This is a genomic window from Micromonospora ureilytica (assembly GCF_015751765.1).
In the GTDB taxonomy this organism is placed as follows: domain Bacteria; phylum Actinomycetota; class Actinomycetes; order Mycobacteriales; family Micromonosporaceae; genus Micromonospora; species Micromonospora ureilytica.
This window is the reverse complement of record NZ_JADOTX010000001.1, coordinates 2,427,193-2,443,678: the sequence shown is the minus strand read 5'-3', so window position 1 is coordinate 2,443,678 and position 16,486 is coordinate 2,427,193. Positions and strand designations below refer to the sequence as shown.

Annotated in this window: 15 protein-coding genes; 9 read left to right on the top strand and 6 right to left on the bottom strand. The window is 70.5% G+C overall.

What is annotated here, in order from left to right:
• Nucleotides 1–6: 6 nt before the first annotated feature.
• From IW248_RS10860 to IW248_RS10845, 4 genes are all read right to left on the bottom strand, one after another.
• Nucleotides 7–2,562, bottom strand: coding sequence for an ABC transporter permease (locus IW248_RS10860; RefSeq protein ID WP_196926856.1), 2,556 nt, complete (start codon nucleotides 2,560–2,562; stop codon nucleotides 7–9).
• A complete protein-coding gene (locus tag IW248_RS10855; protein WP_196926855.1) occupies nucleotides 2,562–3,329 on the bottom strand; it encodes an ABC transporter ATP-binding protein in 768 nt (255 codons plus the stop codon). The genes IW248_RS10860 and IW248_RS10855 overlap by 1 nt, the downstream gene beginning before the upstream one ends.
• Nucleotides 3,330–3,681: 352 nt before the next feature.
• Nucleotides 3,682–4,410, bottom strand: a complete 729-nt coding sequence (locus IW248_RS10850; RefSeq protein ID WP_372432142.1) for a response regulator — start codon at nucleotides 4,408–4,410, stop codon at nucleotides 3,682–3,684.
• 167 nt (nucleotides 4,411–4,577) lie between these two features.
• Entirely contained in the window at nucleotides 4,578–5,492 is a 915-nt protein-coding gene (locus IW248_RS10845; protein ID WP_196926853.1) for a RecB family exonuclease, read from the bottom strand.
• 140 nt (nucleotides 5,493–5,632) lie between these two features.
• On the opposite strand from IW248_RS10845, the gene IW248_RS10840 reads away from it, so the two are divergent.
• Genes IW248_RS10840 through IW248_RS10830 form a run of 3 tightly spaced genes read left to right on the top strand, consistent with a single transcriptional unit; the run spans nucleotide 5,633 to nucleotide 8,341 of the window.
• Nucleotides 5,633–6,724, top strand: coding sequence for a site-2 protease family protein (locus IW248_RS10840; protein ID WP_372432760.1), 1,092 nt, complete (start codon nucleotides 5,633–5,635; stop codon nucleotides 6,722–6,724).
• Nucleotides 6,721–7,722: a tRNA (adenine-N1)-methyltransferase gene (locus tag IW248_RS10835; RefSeq protein WP_372432140.1), complete on the top strand. Its 1,002-nt coding sequence runs from the start codon at nucleotides 6,721–6,723 to the stop codon at nucleotides 7,720–7,722. The genes IW248_RS10840 and IW248_RS10835 overlap by 4 nt, the downstream gene beginning before the upstream one ends.
• Before the next feature lie 46 nt (nucleotides 7,723–7,768).
• Nucleotides 7,769–8,341: a hypothetical protein gene (locus IW248_RS10830; protein ID WP_124816956.1), complete on the top strand. Its 573-nt coding sequence runs from the start codon at nucleotides 7,769–7,771 to the stop codon at nucleotides 8,339–8,341.
• A gap of 49 nt (nucleotides 8,342–8,390) precedes the next feature.
• On the opposite strand, the gene IW248_RS10825 is transcribed toward IW248_RS10830, so the two are convergent.
• Nucleotides 8,391–8,684, bottom strand: coding sequence for a ferredoxin (locus IW248_RS10825; RefSeq protein WP_091408893.1), 294 nt, complete (start codon nucleotides 8,682–8,684; stop codon nucleotides 8,391–8,393).
• A 178-nt stretch (nucleotides 8,685–8,862) separates the two neighbouring features.
• Between IW248_RS10825 and arc the strand changes: the two genes are divergently transcribed.
• Nucleotides 8,863–10,647 carry a proteasome ATPase gene (gene arc, locus IW248_RS10820; protein ID WP_124816954.1) on the top strand — a complete coding sequence of 595 codons (1,785 nt, stop codon included), beginning with the start codon at nucleotides 8,863–8,865 and terminating at the stop codon, nucleotides 10,645–10,647.
• 84 nt (nucleotides 10,648–10,731) lie between these two features.
• On the opposite strand, the gene IW248_RS10815 is transcribed toward arc, so the two are convergent.
• Nucleotides 10,732–11,145 carry a GtrA family protein gene (locus IW248_RS10815; RefSeq protein WP_196926852.1) on the bottom strand — a complete coding sequence of 138 codons (414 nt, stop codon included), beginning with the start codon at nucleotides 11,143–11,145 and terminating at the stop codon, nucleotides 10,732–10,734.
• 108 nt (nucleotides 11,146–11,253) lie between these two features.
• Here IW248_RS10815 and IW248_RS10810 point away from each other — a divergent pair, with 108 nt between their 5' ends.
• From IW248_RS10810 to IW248_RS10790, 5 genes are read left to right on the top strand one after another with little or no spacing between them, the layout of a single operon-like run.
• Nucleotides 11,254–11,787: an acyltransferase gene (locus IW248_RS10810; RefSeq protein WP_196930130.1), complete on the top strand. Its 534-nt coding sequence runs from the start codon at nucleotides 11,254–11,256 to the stop codon at nucleotides 11,785–11,787.
• Nucleotides 11,788–11,808: 21 nt separating this feature from the next.
• Nucleotides 11,809–12,909 (top strand): DegT/DnrJ/EryC1/StrS family aminotransferase, encoded by a 1,101-nt coding sequence (locus tag IW248_RS10805; protein ID WP_196926851.1) that lies wholly within the window; start codon nucleotides 11,809–11,811, stop codon nucleotides 12,907–12,909.
• Nucleotides 12,902–13,849, top strand: coding sequence for a Gfo/Idh/MocA family protein (locus IW248_RS10800; protein WP_196926850.1), 948 nt, complete (start codon nucleotides 12,902–12,904; stop codon nucleotides 13,847–13,849). The genes IW248_RS10805 and IW248_RS10800 overlap by 8 nt, the downstream gene beginning before the upstream one ends.
• A 2-nt stretch (nucleotides 13,850–13,851) precedes the next feature.
• The gene (locus tag IW248_RS10795) at nucleotides 13,852–14,784 is read left to right on the top strand and encodes a glycosyltransferase family 2 protein (RefSeq protein ID WP_124816947.1); all 933 of its coding nucleotides are present in this window, start codon (nucleotides 13,852–13,854) and stop codon (nucleotides 14,782–14,784) included.
• 57 nt (nucleotides 14,785–14,841) lie between these two features.
• Nucleotides 14,842–16,401 carry a DUF2142 domain-containing protein gene (locus IW248_RS10790; RefSeq protein ID WP_196926849.1) on the top strand — a complete coding sequence of 520 codons (1,560 nt, stop codon included), beginning with the start codon at nucleotides 14,842–14,844 and terminating at the stop codon, nucleotides 16,399–16,401.
• Nucleotides 16,402–16,486: the final 85 nt, after the last annotated feature.

Here is a 16,486-nt window from a genome sequence, read left to right as displayed (position 1 = left end):
CGTGGCTCAGTCGTGGGCGATGGCGCCCAGGACGTTGATCCGGGCCGCCCGGATGGCCGGGAGCACCGCGGCCACCACGCCGATGATGGCGGCGAGACCGAGGAAGACTCCCATCTGCCCCCAGGGCAGGATCAGGTCGGTGATGCCCTCGTCCTTGAGTGCCTCGACCACCGCGGCGCCGAGGCCGGTGCCGACAGCGACGCCGAGCAGCGCGCCGAACACCGAGATCACCACCGCCTCCACGGTGATCATGCCCATGGTCTGCGACCGGCGTAGGCCGATCGCCCGCAGCAGACCCAACTCGCGGGTCCGCTCCAGCACCGACAGCGCCAGGGTGTTGATGATGCCGAGAACGGCGATCACGATGGCCAACGCGAGCAGGATCTGGATCATCGTGAGCAGGCCGTCGAGCGAACTCGTCTGCTGCTTGATGAACGCGTCCCGGTCGGCCACCGACACCTCGGGGCTGTCCGCGAGGAGCGTCTCCACCTGCGGCTGAATGTCGGCCACGCGGGCGCCCGGGGCCAGCTGGATGAAGCCCTGGATGGGCTGCGGGATCGCGAAGTCCTTCGCCGCCGTCGCCGGCAACGTCACCGGGTTGGTCAGCTGCGACGACTCGTAGATGCCGCTGATCGTGTACGTGCGCTCCTCGCCCCGGGTCAGCTGCACCTTCACCGTCGAGCCCACGGACCAGCCACGGGACGTGGCAGTGTCGGAACTCGCCAGCATCTGGGTCGGCCCGAGTCGGTCGATGTCACCGGCGGTGGCCTTCGCGCCGAAGATCTGCCGCAGCGACGCCACGTCGCTGCTCGCCGCCACCCAGGTGCTCTCGCCGTCGATCCTTCCCATGTCGCCGTACTCGCCGTCGACCATCCGCACACCGGGCAGGGTCTTGACCCGGTCCAGTACACCCGGGTCGAAGGTCGGCGGACGCGGGCCACCCTGCTGGCCGGCGATCACCAGTTCGGCCTTGATGGTGTCCTGGGCGAGGGCGCTGATGCTGCCCTTGGCCGAGTCGAGGATGACCGTGACGCCGGTGACCAGTGCGATGCCGACCATCAGCGCGGCGGCCGTGATGGCCGTCCGGCGCGGGTTGCGCCCGGAGTTGAGCCGGCCCAGCTTGCCCGGCACCGACCAGGAGAAGATCGCCCCGAGCAGGCTCACCACCGGTCGGCTGATCAGCGGGGTCAGCAGCGCCACCCCGATGAAGGCGAACAGCACCCCACCGAGGATGGTGGACAGCGTCTGACCGCCCGCGTTGCCGCTGAGCCCGAGGAACAGCAGCACCGCGCCGATACCGGTGACCAACGAGCCGGCCACGGTGATCTTGGTCAGCGGTCGGTCCGGGGTGGCCACGTCCTGCATGGCCGCGATCGGCGGGATGCGGGACGCCCGCAGCGCCGGCAGCAACGCCGCCACCACGGTGATCACCAGACCGACGCCGAACGAACCGATCACCGCCGCCGCCGGCACGCCGATCCCGGCCAGGGTGAGCCCACCGGCGAGCTTGCCGAACAGGAACGCCAGCAGCGCGCCCACCCCGATGCCGGCCGCCAGGCCGAGCACCGACGCGATCAACCCCACCGCGATGGCCTCCAGGACCACCGAACCGATGATCTGCCGGCCGCTGGCCCCGATGGCGCGCATCAGCGCCAACTCCCGGGTCCGCTGCGCCACGATGATCGAGAAGGTGTTCAGGATCAGGAAGGTGCCCACCAGCAGCGCCACCGCGGCGAAGCCGAGCAGGATCTTGTTGAAGAAGGCCAGGCCCTCCTTCAGGCTGGCCGAGGCGTCCGCGGCCACCTGCTTACCGGTCTTCACCTCGAAGTCCGCGCCCAGGGTGCGGGCCACGTCGTCGCGCAGCGTCTCGTCGGAGACCCCGCCCGCGGCCTGCACGGTGATGCTGCTGTACACATCCGGCTCGCCCAGCATCAGTCGCTGCGCCACAGGCGTGGTGAAGAAGACCTCGTTGACCCCGCCGATCGAGTCCCGGTCACCGCTGTAACCGAAGACGCCAACCAGTGTGAAATCCCGCTTCTTCGACTCGAACGCGGTGAGCACGCCGACCTTCTGGCCAACCTGCACCTTCGCGGCCGTGGCCAACGCCTTGTTGATGACGATCTCGTCCTCGGCCTGCGGCGCGCGCCCCTCGCGCAGTCGCAGCAGCTCGCTCTCGCCGGTCCAGTTCTCGCCCAACTGCGGCGGGCCGAACGAGGTGACCACCTTGCCGTTGCTGCCGATCACCCGGGCGCCGTCGGCGTTCACGATGCCGGTCGCCGAGGCCGCCCCCGGCACCTGCTTCACCCGGTCCACCAGCGCGGCCGGCAACGGGGCGACGGTCTGCTCGCCCTCCATCTCGTTGACCTGCACCTTCGGCTTCGCCGCGACGTTCACGTCGATCTCGGAGAAACCGTCGGCGAAGACCGAGTCGAAGGAACGACCCAACGTGTCGGTGAGCACGAACGCGCCGGAGACGAACATCACCCCGAGCACCACCGCCAGGCCGGACAGGATCAGCCGGACCTTACGGGCCAGCAGACTCTTCAGCGTCGCGCGGAACATCAGTTGCCCACCTCGGCCGCAGTGTCCAGCTTCTTCATGGTGTCCAGCACCGTCTCGGCGGTCGGCTCGATCAGCTCCGAGACGATCTCGCCGTCGGCGAGGAAGACCACCCGATCGGCGTACGCGGCGGCCGTCGGGTCGTGGGTGACCATCACGATGGTCTGGCCGTGCTCCCGCACCGAGTTGCGCAGGAAGTTGAGCACCTCCGCGCCGGAGCGCGAGTCCAGGTTGCCCGTCGGCTCGTCCGCGAAGATCACCTCGGGGCGGGAGACCAGCGCCCGCGCGCACGCCACCCGCTGCTGCTGCCCACCGGAGAGCTGCGCCGGCCGGTGGTCCAGCCGGTCCTTCAGACCCACCGTCTCGATCACCGTGTCGTACCAGGCCGGGTCCGGCTTGCGCCCGGCGATCGACAGCGGCAACAGGATGTTCTCCTTGGCGGTCAGCGTCGGCAGCAGGTTGAACTGCTGGAAGATGAAGCCCACCTTGTCGCGCCGCAGCTTCGTCAGCCCCGCGTCGCCCAGCCCGGTGACGGTCGTCTCACCGATCGCCACCGTCCCCCGGGTCACCGAATCCAGGCCGGCCAGGCAGTGCATCAGCGTCGACTTACCGGAACCCGACGGACCCATGATCGCAGTGAAGCGGCCACGTTCGAACTCGGCGCTGACCCCCCGCAGCGCGATGACCTGAGCCTCGCCGCTGCCGTACACCTTCCACACGTCGTTCGCCCGGGCCGCGGCCTGCGCATGCTGGCCTACCGTCGCGGTCACGTCATCTACCTCTTCCGTCTGTCCGAAAATGCACGCCGCCCCCCGATGGTCCGGCGCGACTGTTCAATCATCGGTGCTGCAAAGGCCCGCCCCGTCCGACCCAGGGGGGACCCGGCGCGGATTTCCCGCTGCGGGTGCACCCCCATGTCGAATCAGGGTTGCCCCTGAGTCGACGGCCGGTCGACCGTTTTTCCCCACGGCGGGCGGCAGCACCGACACTTGCACCTGACGCCACAGGAGGGTCAACCGAACTGAGCCATCTCCGGTCACGGTAGGTGACGATGGCAACGGCGGCCGTCCCCCCACGGAGGGATCTTCGAGTACGCCGGGTGAGGTACCCGGGCCGGTTCGGCTACGCCCGGGGGCGGACCAGTCCCGACTCGTACGCCAGCACCACCGCCTGCACCCGGTCGCGCAGCCGGAGCTTGGTCAGCACGTGCCCGACGTGGGTCTTGATGGTGGTCTCGCTCACCGACAGGACCCTCGCGATCTCGGCGTTGGACAGCCCTCGGGCCACCTGCACGAGCACCTCGCGCTCCCGGTCGGTGAGCGCGCTGAGCGCCGCCGACGGCGTCGCCGCCGGGTCAGGCAGCAGCTCGGCGAAGCGGTCCAGCAGTCGCCGCAGGATCCGAGGTGTCACCACCGCGTCCCCACCGGCGACCGTGCGGATCGCCGCGATCAGGTCCTCGGCCGGCACGTCCTTGGCCAGGAACCCGCTGGCACCGGCCCGCAACGCGCCCACCACGTACTCGTCCAGGTCGAAGGTGGTGAGCACCAACACCCGTACCGGCAGTCGGGCGTCGACGATCGCCCGGGTCGCCGCCACCCCGTCCATCCGGGGCATCCGGATGTCCATCAGAACGACGTCGGGCAGCAGCCGGCGGGACAACTCCACCGCCTCCACGCCGTCACCGGCCTCCGCCACCACGTCCAGGTCGCTCTCGGCGCCCAGCACCATCCGGAACCCGGTCCGCAGCAGCGGCTGGTCGTCGGCGAGCAGGATCCGTACCGGCCGCGCCGAGGGCGCCTGATCGCTCATCTCGTCCTCCGTCCCGCCGACGTCGTGGCGCGCACCGGTCATCCTCGCGTACCGGAGCAGGTGCGTCGCGGATCACCGTAGAGGCCGGCCGGTCGCCCTGTCCCGACCGCGGCGGCACCGTTGCGGTCGGGTCTCCGGCGTCGGCCCGCGGCGGGCGACCCCGGCGGCCCGAATCGCCGCGCCGGGCGTGCGCGTCGGTCAGCGGACCGTCACTCGTCGGCGCCCGGCACCACCGGGGTGGACCGGGAGTCACGCAGCGGGTCGGCGCTCGCCGCAGCGACCGGGAACGGCGGCGGGGTGCCGCCGAAGCTGGGACACAGCGCCTGGTGGCTGCACCAGTCGCAGAGCCGGCTCGGCCGGGGCCGGAAATCCTGCCGGGCGGTGGCCTGCTCGATCGCCCGCCACAGCGCCACCACGGTGCGCTCGAAGCGGACCAGCTCGTCGGCGTCCGGGGTGTAATCCAACACCTCGGCGTCGCGCAGGTAGAGCAGCCGCAGCACCCGGGGCACCACCCCCCGGGTGCGCCACAGCACCAGGGCGTAGAACTTCAGCTGGAACAGCGCCCGCGCCTCGAACGCCTCCCGCGGAGCGCCGCCGGTCTTGTAGTCGACCACCCGCAGCGCGCCGTCCGGAGCGACGTCGAGCCGGTCGAGGTAGCCCCGGATCAGCAACTCCTCGTCGACGACCGCGGAGATCAGGCTCTCGCGCTCGGCCGGCTCCAGCCGGGTCGGGTCCTCCACCGCGAAGTAACCCTGCAACAGCCCGGCGGCGGAGCGGAGGAACTCCACCGGGCCGGCCGGCTCCGCGCCGTCGAAGATCGCGGCCAGCTCCGGCTGCTCGGCGACCAGCCGGTCCCACTGGGGTGCCACCAGGTCACCGGCCGCCTCCGGGGTGCGGCCGGTGGCGGGCAGGTCGAACAGGCGCTCCAGCACCGCGTGCACCAACGTGCCCCGGGCCTGCTCGATGGTGGTGCGCTCGGGCAGCCGGTCGATGCTGCGGAACCGGTAGAGCAGCGGGCAGGTCTTGAAATCCGCCGCCCGCGACGGGGACAGCGAGGCCCGCACCGTCGGCGGCGCCTGCGCCGCGGGGGAGGGTTGGGAGGTGGTGACCGATTCCGCCGTCATGTCGGCAAAGGTTAGGGCACCGGTGTGACACCGACCGCCGCCCGCCCCGCACAGGGATGGTCCGTAGCATCGTGGCGATGGAGCAGACAACCCGGCCGCCGCGCCGACCAGACCGACGCCTCGGCCTGAACGTCGGCCGGGTGTTCGGGGTGCCGCTGCACCTCAACGGCTCCATGGTCCTGCTCGCGGTGCTCATCGCGGTGCTGTACGGCGAGTTCGCCCGCCGACAACTGGACCTGCCGCAGCTCAGCGGCTACCTGATCGGCTTCGGGTTCGTCGTCTCGCTGCTCGGTTCGGTGCTGCTGCACGAGCTGGGCCACGCCCTCACCGCCCGCCGGTACGGCATCGGTGTGCGCGGGATCACCCTGGAGCTGCTCGGCGGCTACACCGAGATGGACCGGGACGCCCCGTCGCCCCGCGTCGACCTGCTGGTCTCGCTGGCCGGCCCGGCGGTCTCCGCGGTGCTCGGCGTCCTGGCGGTCGCCGCCACGCTCGCCCTGCCCGAGGGGACCGTGGCCCACCAGCTCGCCTTCCAGCTCGCGGTCAGCAACGTCATCGTGGCGCTGTTCAACAGCCTGCCCGGGCTGCCGCTCGACGGTGGTCGGGCGTTGCGCGCCGCGGTGTGGGGGCTGACCCAGGACCGGCACCTCGGCACCGAGGTCGCCGGGTGGGCCGGCCGGATCGTCGCCGTCGGCACCGCGGCCCTGGTCGTGCTCCTCACCGTCGAGCGGCGTCTGGCGCCGCTGGCGCTGCCGCTGATGCTGCTGGTCGCCGTCACCCTCTGGCGCGGCGCCGGGCAGTCGATCCGGGCCGCCCGGGTCAGCCGCCGATTCCCACTGATCGACCTCGCCCGGCTGGCCCGTGCGGTCTGGCCCGTGGCCACCGGTACGCCCCTGGCCGAGGCCCAGCGCAGACGCGCCGAGAGCGGGCAGCCCGACGCGGCGCTGCTGGTCACCGACTCCACCGGTCGACCGGTGGCGCTGGTCGACCCGGTCGCCGCCGACGCGGTGCCGGTCGAGCGCCGACCGTGGCTGGCGGTGGACGCCGTCGCCCGGTCGCTGGGCACACTTCCCACGTTGCCGGTCGGGTGGGACGGCGAGCGGGTGATGGAGGCCGTACAGACCCACCCGGGCGCGCAGTACGTGGTGACGTCAGGCGAAGATGTCGTCGGCATTCTGCACATCGCGGACCTGGCACAGCTCCTCGAACCCAACCGGAAGATGACACCGTGACCGCAACTCCCTCCACCGTCGCCGCCGACCCCACCACCCCGGCGCTGACACCCGTGCACCGGGGGCCGTTCCGGCCCGGCGACCGGGTCCAGCTGACCGACCCCAAGGGGCGGATGCACACCGTGACGCTGGAGCCCGGCAAGGAGTTCCACACCCACCGCGGCATCCTGGCGCACGACGCGCTGATCGGGCTCCCCGACGGCAGCGTGGTGACCACCTCCGGTGGCGGCACCGCGTTCCTGGCCCTGCGGCCGCTCCTGTCGGACTATGTGCTGTCCATGCCGCGCGGCGCCCAGGTGATCTACCCGAAGGACTCGGCGCAGATCGTGGCGATGGGCGACATCTTCCCCGGCGCCAAGGTCCTCGAGGCCGGCGCCGGCTCCGGCGCGCTGAGCTGCTCCCTGCTGCGTGCCGTCGGCACCGAGGGCGAGCTGCACTCGTTCGAGCTGCGCGACGACTTCGCCCAGATCGCCAAGCGCAACGTCGAGGCGTTCTTCAACGGGCCGCACCCCTCGTGGAACCTGCACGTCGGTGACGTGGCGCAATGCCAGGAGACCGGCTTCGACCGGATCATCCTGGACATGCTGACCCCCTGGGAGACCCTCGACATGGTCGAGCGGGCGCTGGTGCCCGGTGGGGTGTTCATCGGCTACGTCGCGACCACACCGCAGCTCTCCGAGCTGGTGGAGGCGTTGCGCGAGCGCGGCGGCTGGACCGAGCCGCGGGCCTGGGAGTCGCTGGTGCGCGACTGGCACGCCGAGGGCCTCGCCGTCCGCCCGGACCACCGGATGATCGCGCACACCGCCTTCCTGGTGTCCGCGCGCAAGTTGGCCCCGGGGGTCACCGCGCCGCCGCGCCGCCGCAAACCGAGCAAGGGCACCGAGGCGTACGTGCAGCGCCGCCAGGACCTGCGCGAGGCGGAGGCGGCCCGACAGGCCGCTGCCGCCCAGGCGGCAGGCGCGCAGCCCAACGGTACGGGGGAGATGGACAGGCCGTGACCATCGAGCTGGGTGTCGGCACCGCCGAGCAGGGGGAGACGCTGGCATGAGCCGACCGGGCTACGGCGGTGGAGACCTCCCCGCGGTCTTTCCCGACTGGTCGCCCTACCAGGACCTGGAGTCGGCGGCGCGGGCCTACCTGCGCGACCCGGACGTCGCCCTGGAGGCGCTCGGCGGCGTGCTGCGCGGCGCGTCGGTGCTCGGCTTCACCCTGGAACGCTTCGTCAACGAGGTCAACGGGGTGTGGCAGGAGGTCGTCGTGTGCGACGGCAGCCGGCTCATCCTCTGGCACGGCGAGGACGTGCCGCCGGAGGAGGGCCCGCCGGGCTCGATGACATCGTCGCTGCGGGTGGTGCCGATCTCCACAGTCACCGAGGTGGGCTGCCGGCGGCGGCTCAACCGTTCGGAGAGCGGCGAGATCCGGGTCGACAGCATCGACGTCTACCTGTTGCTCACCTCGTTGGACGAGGCGCCGCCGAGCGAGGAGATGGTCGGCACGCCCCGGCACGACGCGCTGCGCTTCGGCAAGACCCTCGACGACGGCGGGGCCGGGCAGATCGCCCGGTTGGAGGAGTTCGCGCGGTTGGTCGCCTCGGTGGTCGGCCGTCCGATGCTCTGAGGCGTACCCCGTTCTGGGGCCGGCCGGGCCGCGCGGCCCGGCCGGTGGGTCAGTCTTCCTCGGCGTCCGGGCCGGCGACCTCGACGCCGTCGCCGCGCACCACGTGGATGCAGTCGCCCGGGCACTCCTTCGCGGAGTCGATCACCTCGAGTCGCAGGTGCGCGGGGACGTCGACCCGGCTGCCCGGCGCCATTCGCAGCTCACCGTCGACGCCCTTGACGTAGGCCAGGCCGTCGATGTCGAACTCGAACACCTCCGGCGCGTACTGAACGCAGAGCCCGTCGCCCGTGCAGAGATCCTGGTCGACCCAGACCTGCAACTCGTCGGTCGCGACCTCGGCCACCTGTGCACCCCCCATGTTCTCCCGTGCCACGCTCCGACGGTACCCGAACGCCGGTAACGGCCCGTCAGGCCACCCTTGGCGATCAAGGTTCGGTGACGAGGGTGTTGCGTGGGACCGAATCGGCCTCATAGCGGCTAGTGTTAGGGCAGAACGTTCAAGCCCCCCGGGGAGGTGGGACGTGGCAGCACGTAGCGACGACGCGGACTCGCGCGCCGCACGGTGGGAGAAGGAAGCCCACGATCTCTCCACGCAGGTCGCGTTCCTGCAAGAGGAACTCGCCCTGGTGCGGCGCAAGTTGACCGAAAGCCCCCGACACGTCCGGCAGCTCGAAGAGCGGCTGGCGGCCACCCAGGCACAGTTGTCGCGGCTGACCGAGAACAACGACCGGCTGGTGAGCACCCTCAAGGAGGCTCGCACGCAGATCGTGACGCTCAAGGAGGAGATCGACCGGCTCGCGCAACCGCCGAGTGGGTACGGCGTCTTCCTGGCCAAGCACGAGGACGGCACGGTGGACGTCTTCACCGGCGGCCGCAAACTACGGGTCGCGGTCTCGCCCTCGCTCGACGTGGGTGACCTGCGGCGCGGCCAGGAGGTCCTGCTCAACGACGCGCTCAACATCGTGGACGCGTTCGGCTACGAGCGGGTCGGCGAAGTGGTGATGCTCAAGGAGATCCTGGAGGGGCCGGACGGCGGGCCGGGCGACCGGGCGCTGGTGGTCTCCCACTCCGACGAGGAGCGCATCGTGCACCTCGCCGAGACGCTCATCGGCTCGGCGATCCGGGCCGGCGACTCGCTCATGATCGAGCCCCGCTCGGCGTACGCGTACGAGCGGATCCCGAAGAGCGAGGTCGAGGAGCTGGTCCTGGAGGAGGTGCCCGACGTCGACTACGGCGACATCGGTGGCCTCCAGTCGCAGATCGAGCAGATCCGCGACGCGGTGGAGCTGCCGTTCCTGCACGCGGACCTGTTCCGTGAGCACCAGCTCCGCCCACCCAAGGGCATCCTGCTCTACGGCCCGCCTGGCTGTGGCAAGACGCTCATCGCCAAGGCGGTGGCCAACTCGCTGGCCAAGAAGATCGCCGAGCGCCAGGGCAAGGAGAAGCACACCAGCTTCTTCCTCAACATCAAGGGCCCCGAGCTGCTCAACAAGTACGTCGGTGAGACCGAGCGGCACATCCGGCTGATCTTCCAGCGCGCCCGGGAGAAGGCCGGCGAGGGCACGCCGGTGATCGTGTTCTTCGACGAGATGGACTCGATCTTCCGGACCCGCGGCTCCGGTGTCTCCTCCGACGTGGAGAACACCATCGTCCCGCAGCTGCTCAGCGAGATCGACGGCGTGGAGGGGCTGGAGAACGTCATCGTCATCGGCGCCTCCAACCGGGAAGACATGATCGACCCGGCGATCCTGCGCCCCGGTCGCCTCGACGTGAAAATCAAGATCGAGCGACCGGACGCCGAAGCGGCCAAGGACATCTTCTCCAAGTACATCCTCTCCGGGCTGCCCCTGCACCCGGACGACCTGGCCGAGCACGGCAGCGACGCCCAGGCCACCGTCGCGGCGATGATCGACGCCGTGGTGCTGCGGATGTACTCCGAAACCGAGGAGAACCGGTTCCTCGAGGTCACCTACGCCAACGGTGACAAGGAAGTCCTCTACTTCAAGGACTTCAACTCCGGCGCGATGATCCAGAACATCGTCGACCGGAGCAAGAAGATGGCCATCAAGGAGTTCCTCACCTCGGGTCGCAAGGGGCTGCGCCTGCAGCACCTGCTCGACGCCTGCGTCGACGAGTTCCGCGAGAACGAAGACCTCCCCAACACGACAAACCCCGACGACTGGGCGCGCATCTCCGGCAAGAAGGGCGAGCGGATCGTTTACATCCGCACGCTCGTCTCCGGCGGCAAGGGCGCCGAGGCCGGCCGGTCCATCGAGACCGCCAGCAACACCGGCCAGTACCTGTAGTACCAGCGTTCAACCGGGGCGACGCGTTTCGACGCGCCGCCCCGGTTGTCGTTCCGTCGGCGTCCGGCGGGCTGTGCTGGGGGGTCAGCCCCGACCGTCGGTGAAGATCCACCTGCGGGAGACGAAGAGATTCAGCACCGCCAGGCCCCCGGTGGTGAGCACCTTCGCGACCAGGTACGGAAGGCCGGCCCAGGTCAACCCCTGCACGAGGGCGACAGTGAGAGCCAGGTTGACGATCACCAGCAGTAGATACCGCCAGGCCTGACCGCCGACGTCGCCGGTCGAGCCGAACGACCATGCGCGGTTGAGCCCGAAGTTGACCACGAACGCCACGGCGAAGGCGAGCACCGTGGCGAACGGCAGCCACACCCCCAGCACACCGTGGAACAGGTAGAGCGCGCTGGTGTCGGTGATCGCGCTGAGACCACCGACGATCAGAAACCGCACCTCGCTGCGGCGTGTCAGGCCGGCGAGCGTCGCCGAGGCCGCCGCCTTCATCGCTGAACCTTGGCTGCGGACCCGCCATGTGTCGTCACGGTGGAGCACGCTATCGTCTCCCCGTCCCGCGATCGCCCCGAGACCCCCCGAAGGTGTTCAGTGACCGACATGCCGAGCGTCTCCGTCCACCCGACAGCCGAGGTGGAAGCCGGGGCCGAGGTCGGAGCCGGGACTCGGATCTGGCATCTGACGCACGTCCGGTCGACCGCCCGCATCGGCGCCGACTGCACGCTCGGCCGCAACGTGTTCGTCGACGCCGGGGTCACCATCGGCGACCGCGTCAAGGTGCAGAACAACGTCTCGGTCTACCACGGTGTCACGCTCGAGGACGAGGTGTTCGTCGGCCCGAGCGCGGTCTTCACCAACGACCTCAACCCGCGCGCCCAGAACCCGGACTGGAAGGTCACGCCGACAGTGGTCCGCACGGGCGCCTCGATCGGCGCCAACGCCACGATCGTCTGCGGCACCGAGATCGGGGAGTTCGCCCTCGTGGCCGCGGGTGCCGTCGTCACGCGGGATGTGCAGCCGTACCAACTCGTGGCCGGCAACCCGGCCCGGCATCTCGGCTGGGTCAACCGCAACGGCGAGGTGGTCGCCCGCGGCGACGAGCAGGTGCCCGCCGACGTACTCGAAGGCCGCTGAACCTCTCAGGAGATAACCCCCATGTCTATTCCCATCACTTCGGTGGTCATCGGCCCCGAGGAAGAGGCCGCGGTCCTCTCGGTCCTGCGGTCCGGCAGGCTGGCTCAGGGGCCGATGGTCGCCGAATTGGAGCGGTCCTTCGCTGAACTGTGCGGCGTCCCCCACGCCGTGGCCGTCAGCAACGGCACAGTGGCCCTGGTGGCCGCGCTCGAAGCGCTCGGTCTGCAGCCCGGCGACGAGGTGATCACCACTCCCTTCAGCTTCGCGGCGACCCTGAACGCGATTCTCGAGTCCGGAGCGACGGTCCGCTTCGCCGACATCCGTGACGATTTCACCATCGACCCGGACTCGGTCCAGGCGCTGGTCAACGCACGGACCAAGGCGATCCTCCCGGTGCACCTCTACGGCCTGCCCGCCGACATGACGGCCCTCACCGCGATCGCCGACGCCGCCGGGCTCGCGATCGTCGAGGACGCCGCCCAGGCGCACGGCGCCCGCGTCGGTGACCGGGCGGTCGGCTCGTTCGGCGTCGGCTGCTTCTCCATGTACGCCACGAAGAACCTGCAGTGCGGCGAAGGCGGCCTGATCACCACCTCCGACGACGCCATCGCCGACCGGCTCCGGCTGCTGCGCAACCAGGGCATGCGGGTGCGCTACCAGTACGAGGCGCCGGGCCACAACTGGCGACTGACCGACCTGCAGGCGGCCATCGCCGTGCCGCAGGTCGGCCGGCTGGCCGAGACCACGGCCCGGCGGGCCTCGAACGCCGCGAGGCTGACCGCCGGCCTCGCCGACCTGCCCGGGCTGACCACCCCGTCGGTGCCGGCCGGGCGTAGCCACGTCTGGCACCAGTACACGGTGCGTATCGGCGCCGACGCGCCACTGAGCCGCGACGACCTCGGCAAGCGGCTCGACGAGCGGGAGATCGGCTACGGTCTGTACTACCCCCGCCTCATGCACCACTACGACTGCTACGTGGGTCACCCCCAGATCGGCACCGACGAGACCCCTCGTGCCCTTCGCGCAGCCGAAGAGGCGCTCTCCCTTCCTGTTCACCAGCACCTGGCCGACGACGACGTCGACCAGGTGATCGAGGCCGTACGAGGTGCGTTCAATGCCTAATTTGGCGATCATCGGCGCGGGCATCATGGGCGCGAACCACGGTCGCGTGGCCCGCGCCACGCCGGACGTCACCGTCACCACCGTCTGCGACCCCGACCCCCAGCGGGCCGCCACCCTGGCCAAGGCCATCGGCGCGGAGTACACGACCGACCTCGACGAGGCGCTGGTCGGCGTGGACGCGGCCATCCTGGCGACCCCGAGCGAGACGCACGGCGAGCTGGGCGCGCGCATCCTGCGCAGCGGCCGCGACCTGCTCGTCGAGAAGCCCATCGCGACCTCCGTCGCCGACGCGCAGCACCTCATCGACCTCGCGGAAAAGCACAATCGGGTGCTGATGGTCGGCCACGTCGAGCGCTTCAACCCGGCGGTCACCGAGCTCCTCCAACTGGTGGACGACCCGCTGTCGTTGGAGATCACCCGGGTCGGCCCGTTCTCCAACCGCGCCCTCGCCGACGTCCTGCTGGACCTCATGATCCACGACGTCGACCTGGCACGGACGGTGGCCGGCTCGGAGATCGTCGCGCACCGCGCGGCGACCCGGATCGTCCGCTCCGCCGAGCAGGACCTGGCCTTCGCCCTGCTCATGTTCGAGAACGGCATGATCGCCAACATCACGGCGAGCCGAGTCAGCCAGAACAAGATCCGCCGCGTCACCCTCACCCAGCGCAATGACTGCGTCATCGCCGACCTGCTGCGCCAGCAGGTCGAGGTGCACCGGATCGAGCACTCCGAGTTCCTCTCCGAAGGCGGCGTGCGCTACCGGCAGAGCGGGCGGGTCGAGATCCCCTTCCTCTCCCAGCACGGTGAGCCGCTCATGCACGAGCTGCGGCACTTCGCCGACTGCGTCGTCAACCGTCGCCGACCCGTTGTCAGCGGCGAAGACGGTCTGGCCGCGCTCGAGGTGTGCCTCCAGATCCGCGACACCGCCCTGGTCGGCTGAGCATGTACAAGGGTCAGAAGGTCGCCGCCGTCGTCCCGGCCTACAACGAGAGCCGGCTGATCGGCAAGACGATCACCACGATGCCCGACTTCGTGGACTTCATCGTGGTGATCAACGACTGCTCCACCGACGACACCTCCGAGCGTGCCCGCGCGGTGGGCGACCCGCGGGTCGTCGTCATCGACCACGTGAAGAACACCGGTGTCGGTGGTTCGATCATGGACGGGCACGAGCGGGCCCTCGCCCTGGGCGCCGACATCAACGTCGTGATGGCCGGTGACGCCCAGATGGACCCGGCCTACCTGCCGGCGCTGCTCGACCCGATCTGCGACGACGGCTACGAGTTCACCAAGGCGAACCGCTTCTTCTCCCGCACGTCGTTCGCCGACATGCCGGCCGTACGGATGCTGGGGAGCGTCGCCCTGTCGTTCGCGACCAAGGTCGCCAGCGGCTACTGGAACCTCTTCGACCCGCAGAACGGCTACACCGCGGTGTCCCGCTCGGCCCTGCTGCGGCTGAACGTCGCCGCCGTGGCCCGCGGCTACGAATTCGAGAACGACCTCCTGATCTGGCTCAACATCGCCAACGCCCGAGCCAAGGACGTGCCGATCCCCGCCAGCTACGGCGAGGAGGTGTCGACGATGCGCATCCACCGGGTGGCCCCCCGCATCGCCAGCCTCCTGTTCCGCGGCTTCTGGCGGCGGATGCTGCTCAAGCACGTGCTCGCCTCCTTCTCCGCCGTCGCGCTGCTCTTCTTCACCGGCCTGTTCCTCATCCTGTTCGGCGGCGGCTGGGGGATCTGGGTGCTGGCCGAGACGCTCGGCCCACCGGTCGCCACCACCGGCAGCGTCCTGCTCTGCGTCGGGCCGCTGCTGACCGGCATCCACATGCTGATCTCCGCGCTCACCCTGGACATCCAGTCGACGCCGGACTGACCGGTACCGGGCCCTGATCCGATCCACGCCCCCTGAAAGGCAGCGCAGAGAACCGCGATGACCGAACAACCTGCGGCCGGCGACGGCGACCGCGCGGTCGCCGTCGCCCGCCGGGTCTGGATCCTGGCGTTCGTCGGCTTCCTGCTGACCATCGGGGCCTGGTCGGTCGCCGCCCCCTACGACGGCACACCGGACGAGCGGGAACACATCATCCGCGCCGCCGGTGTGGCGGCGGGGGAGATCGCCCCGCCGCCGGCAGCCGCCAAGAAGGGCTCCGGAGCCTTCCAGGACGTGCCCGCCGGCCTGGTCAGGGAACAGTGCTGGCAGTTCAAGCCGGCGGTCTCCGCCGCCTGCGCGGTCCCACCGGGCAGCGACGACACCCCCGTACGCGCCGGCACCGGCGCCGGTCGCTACCACCCCGTCTACTACGCCCTGGTGGGCTGGCCGCTCGACCTCTGGCCGGGCTGGTCCGGGGTGCTGCTCGCCCGGTTCATCAGCGCCGGCATCGCCGCCGCGCTGCTGGCCAGCGCGTTCGTCGTGGCCGTGAACTGGTCCCGGCGTCGTCTGATGGTCGCCGGCCTCCTGGTCGCCGTCACCCCGATGGCCGCCCAGATGGCCAGCGCCGTCAACCCCAACGGCGTGGAGATCGCCGCCGGGGTGGCGTTCTTCGCGGCGACCATCCCGCTGTTCCTGGACCGCCGGCCGAAGCCGCACCACGGGCTGCTCGTCCTGGCCGGCATCAGCGGCCTGCTCCTCGCGATGCTGCGGCAGACCGGGCCGCTCTGGCTGGCCGCGGCGTTCGTCGCCTTCGCCTTCCCGTGGCGGCAGAGCAACGTCGGCCGGCTGGTGCGCGAGAAGGCCGTCTGGTGGTGGGTTGGCGGCATCGCCGTCGCGGCCCTCACCGCGGTCGGCTGGGGCGTCGTGATGAAGTCCTCCGACCTCGGCAACTACGGCGGCCACGTGTACACCTACGGCCAGGCCGCCCTCGCCGAGGCCGACCGGTGGCGCAGCTACCTCGACCAGATGGTCGGAGTGACGTCATGGCTGGACACCCGGATGCCCGCGCCGATCTACCTGACCTGGCAGTTCGTCGCCGTGACGCTGCTGATCGGGGCGTTCGTCTTCGGCCGGTTGGTCGACCGTTGGCGCCTGTTCGTCCTGGTCGTCGCCGGCACCGTCGTGCCGTCCCTGATGCAGGTGGCCCTGGTCAAGCAGACCGGGTTCGTCACCCAGGGCCGCTACATGCTGCCGATGCTCGGCGGGGTGATGCTGTTCGCCGCGTACGTCTGGGAGGAGCGAGGGCTCGACGCCGCCCGCAGCCGCACCCTGGTCCGCCTCAGCGTCATCCTGCTCATGCCGATCCAACTCTTCACGCTGATCCTGACGATGGTGCGGTGGCAGGACGGGCTGCCCAGATACCTGACCTTCCGCACCTTCAACCCGTTCGCCGGCGACTGGCACCCGCCACTGGGCTCGATCACGCCCCTGTTGGCGAGCGTGCTCGGCCTGACCCTGCTCGGCGTTCTCGCCTGGCGGGTCTCGATGCGCCCACTGAACGAGCCTGACGAGCCGACGCCCGCGATCGCCGAGCAGACACCGGCGACGGATCTGCGCTGATCGGCCGACCGGCCGACCACGCCCGGTGCGGGCGTTGCTGTCGAATTCGGACTAGGCTGGGATGCAGGGCCGATCGAGCGGTAAC

Bases quoted from the DNA above. Each gene is read 5' to 3' on its own strand.
- IW248_RS10850 (WP_372432142.1), bottom strand. From the start codon at position 4,410: ATGACCGGTGCGCGCCACGACGTCGGCGGGACGGAGGACGAGATGAGC.
- IW248_RS10845 (WP_196926853.1), bottom strand. From the start codon at position 5,492: ATGACGGCGGAATCGGTCACCACCTCCCAACCCTCCCCCGCGGCGCAG.
- IW248_RS10830 (WP_124816956.1), top strand. From the start codon at position 7,769: ATGAGCCGACCGGGCTACGGCGGTGGAGACCTCCCCGCGGTCTTTCCC.
- IW248_RS10795 (WP_124816947.1), top strand. From the start codon at position 13,852: ATGTACAAGGGTCAGAAGGTCGCCGCCGTCGTCCCGGCCTACAACGAG.
- IW248_RS10805 (WP_196926851.1), top strand. From the start codon at position 11,809: ATGTCTATTCCCATCACTTCGGTGGTCATCGGCCCCGAGGAAGAGGCC.
- IW248_RS10815 (WP_196926852.1), bottom strand. From the start codon at position 11,145: ATGAAGGCGGCGGCCTCGGCGACGCTCGCCGGCCTGACACGCCGCAGC.
- IW248_RS10860 (WP_196926856.1), bottom strand. From the start codon at position 2,562: ATGTTCCGCGCGACGCTGAAGAGTCTGCTGGCCCGTAAGGTCCGGCTG.
- IW248_RS10810 (WP_196930130.1), top strand. From the start codon at position 11,254: ATGCCGAGCGTCTCCGTCCACCCGACAGCCGAGGTGGAAGCCGGGGCC.
- IW248_RS10800 (WP_196926850.1), top strand. From the start codon at position 12,902: ATGCCTAATTTGGCGATCATCGGCGCGGGCATCATGGGCGCGAACCAC.
- IW248_RS10790 (WP_196926849.1), top strand. From the start codon at position 14,842: ATGACCGAACAACCTGCGGCCGGCGACGGCGACCGCGCGGTCGCCGTC.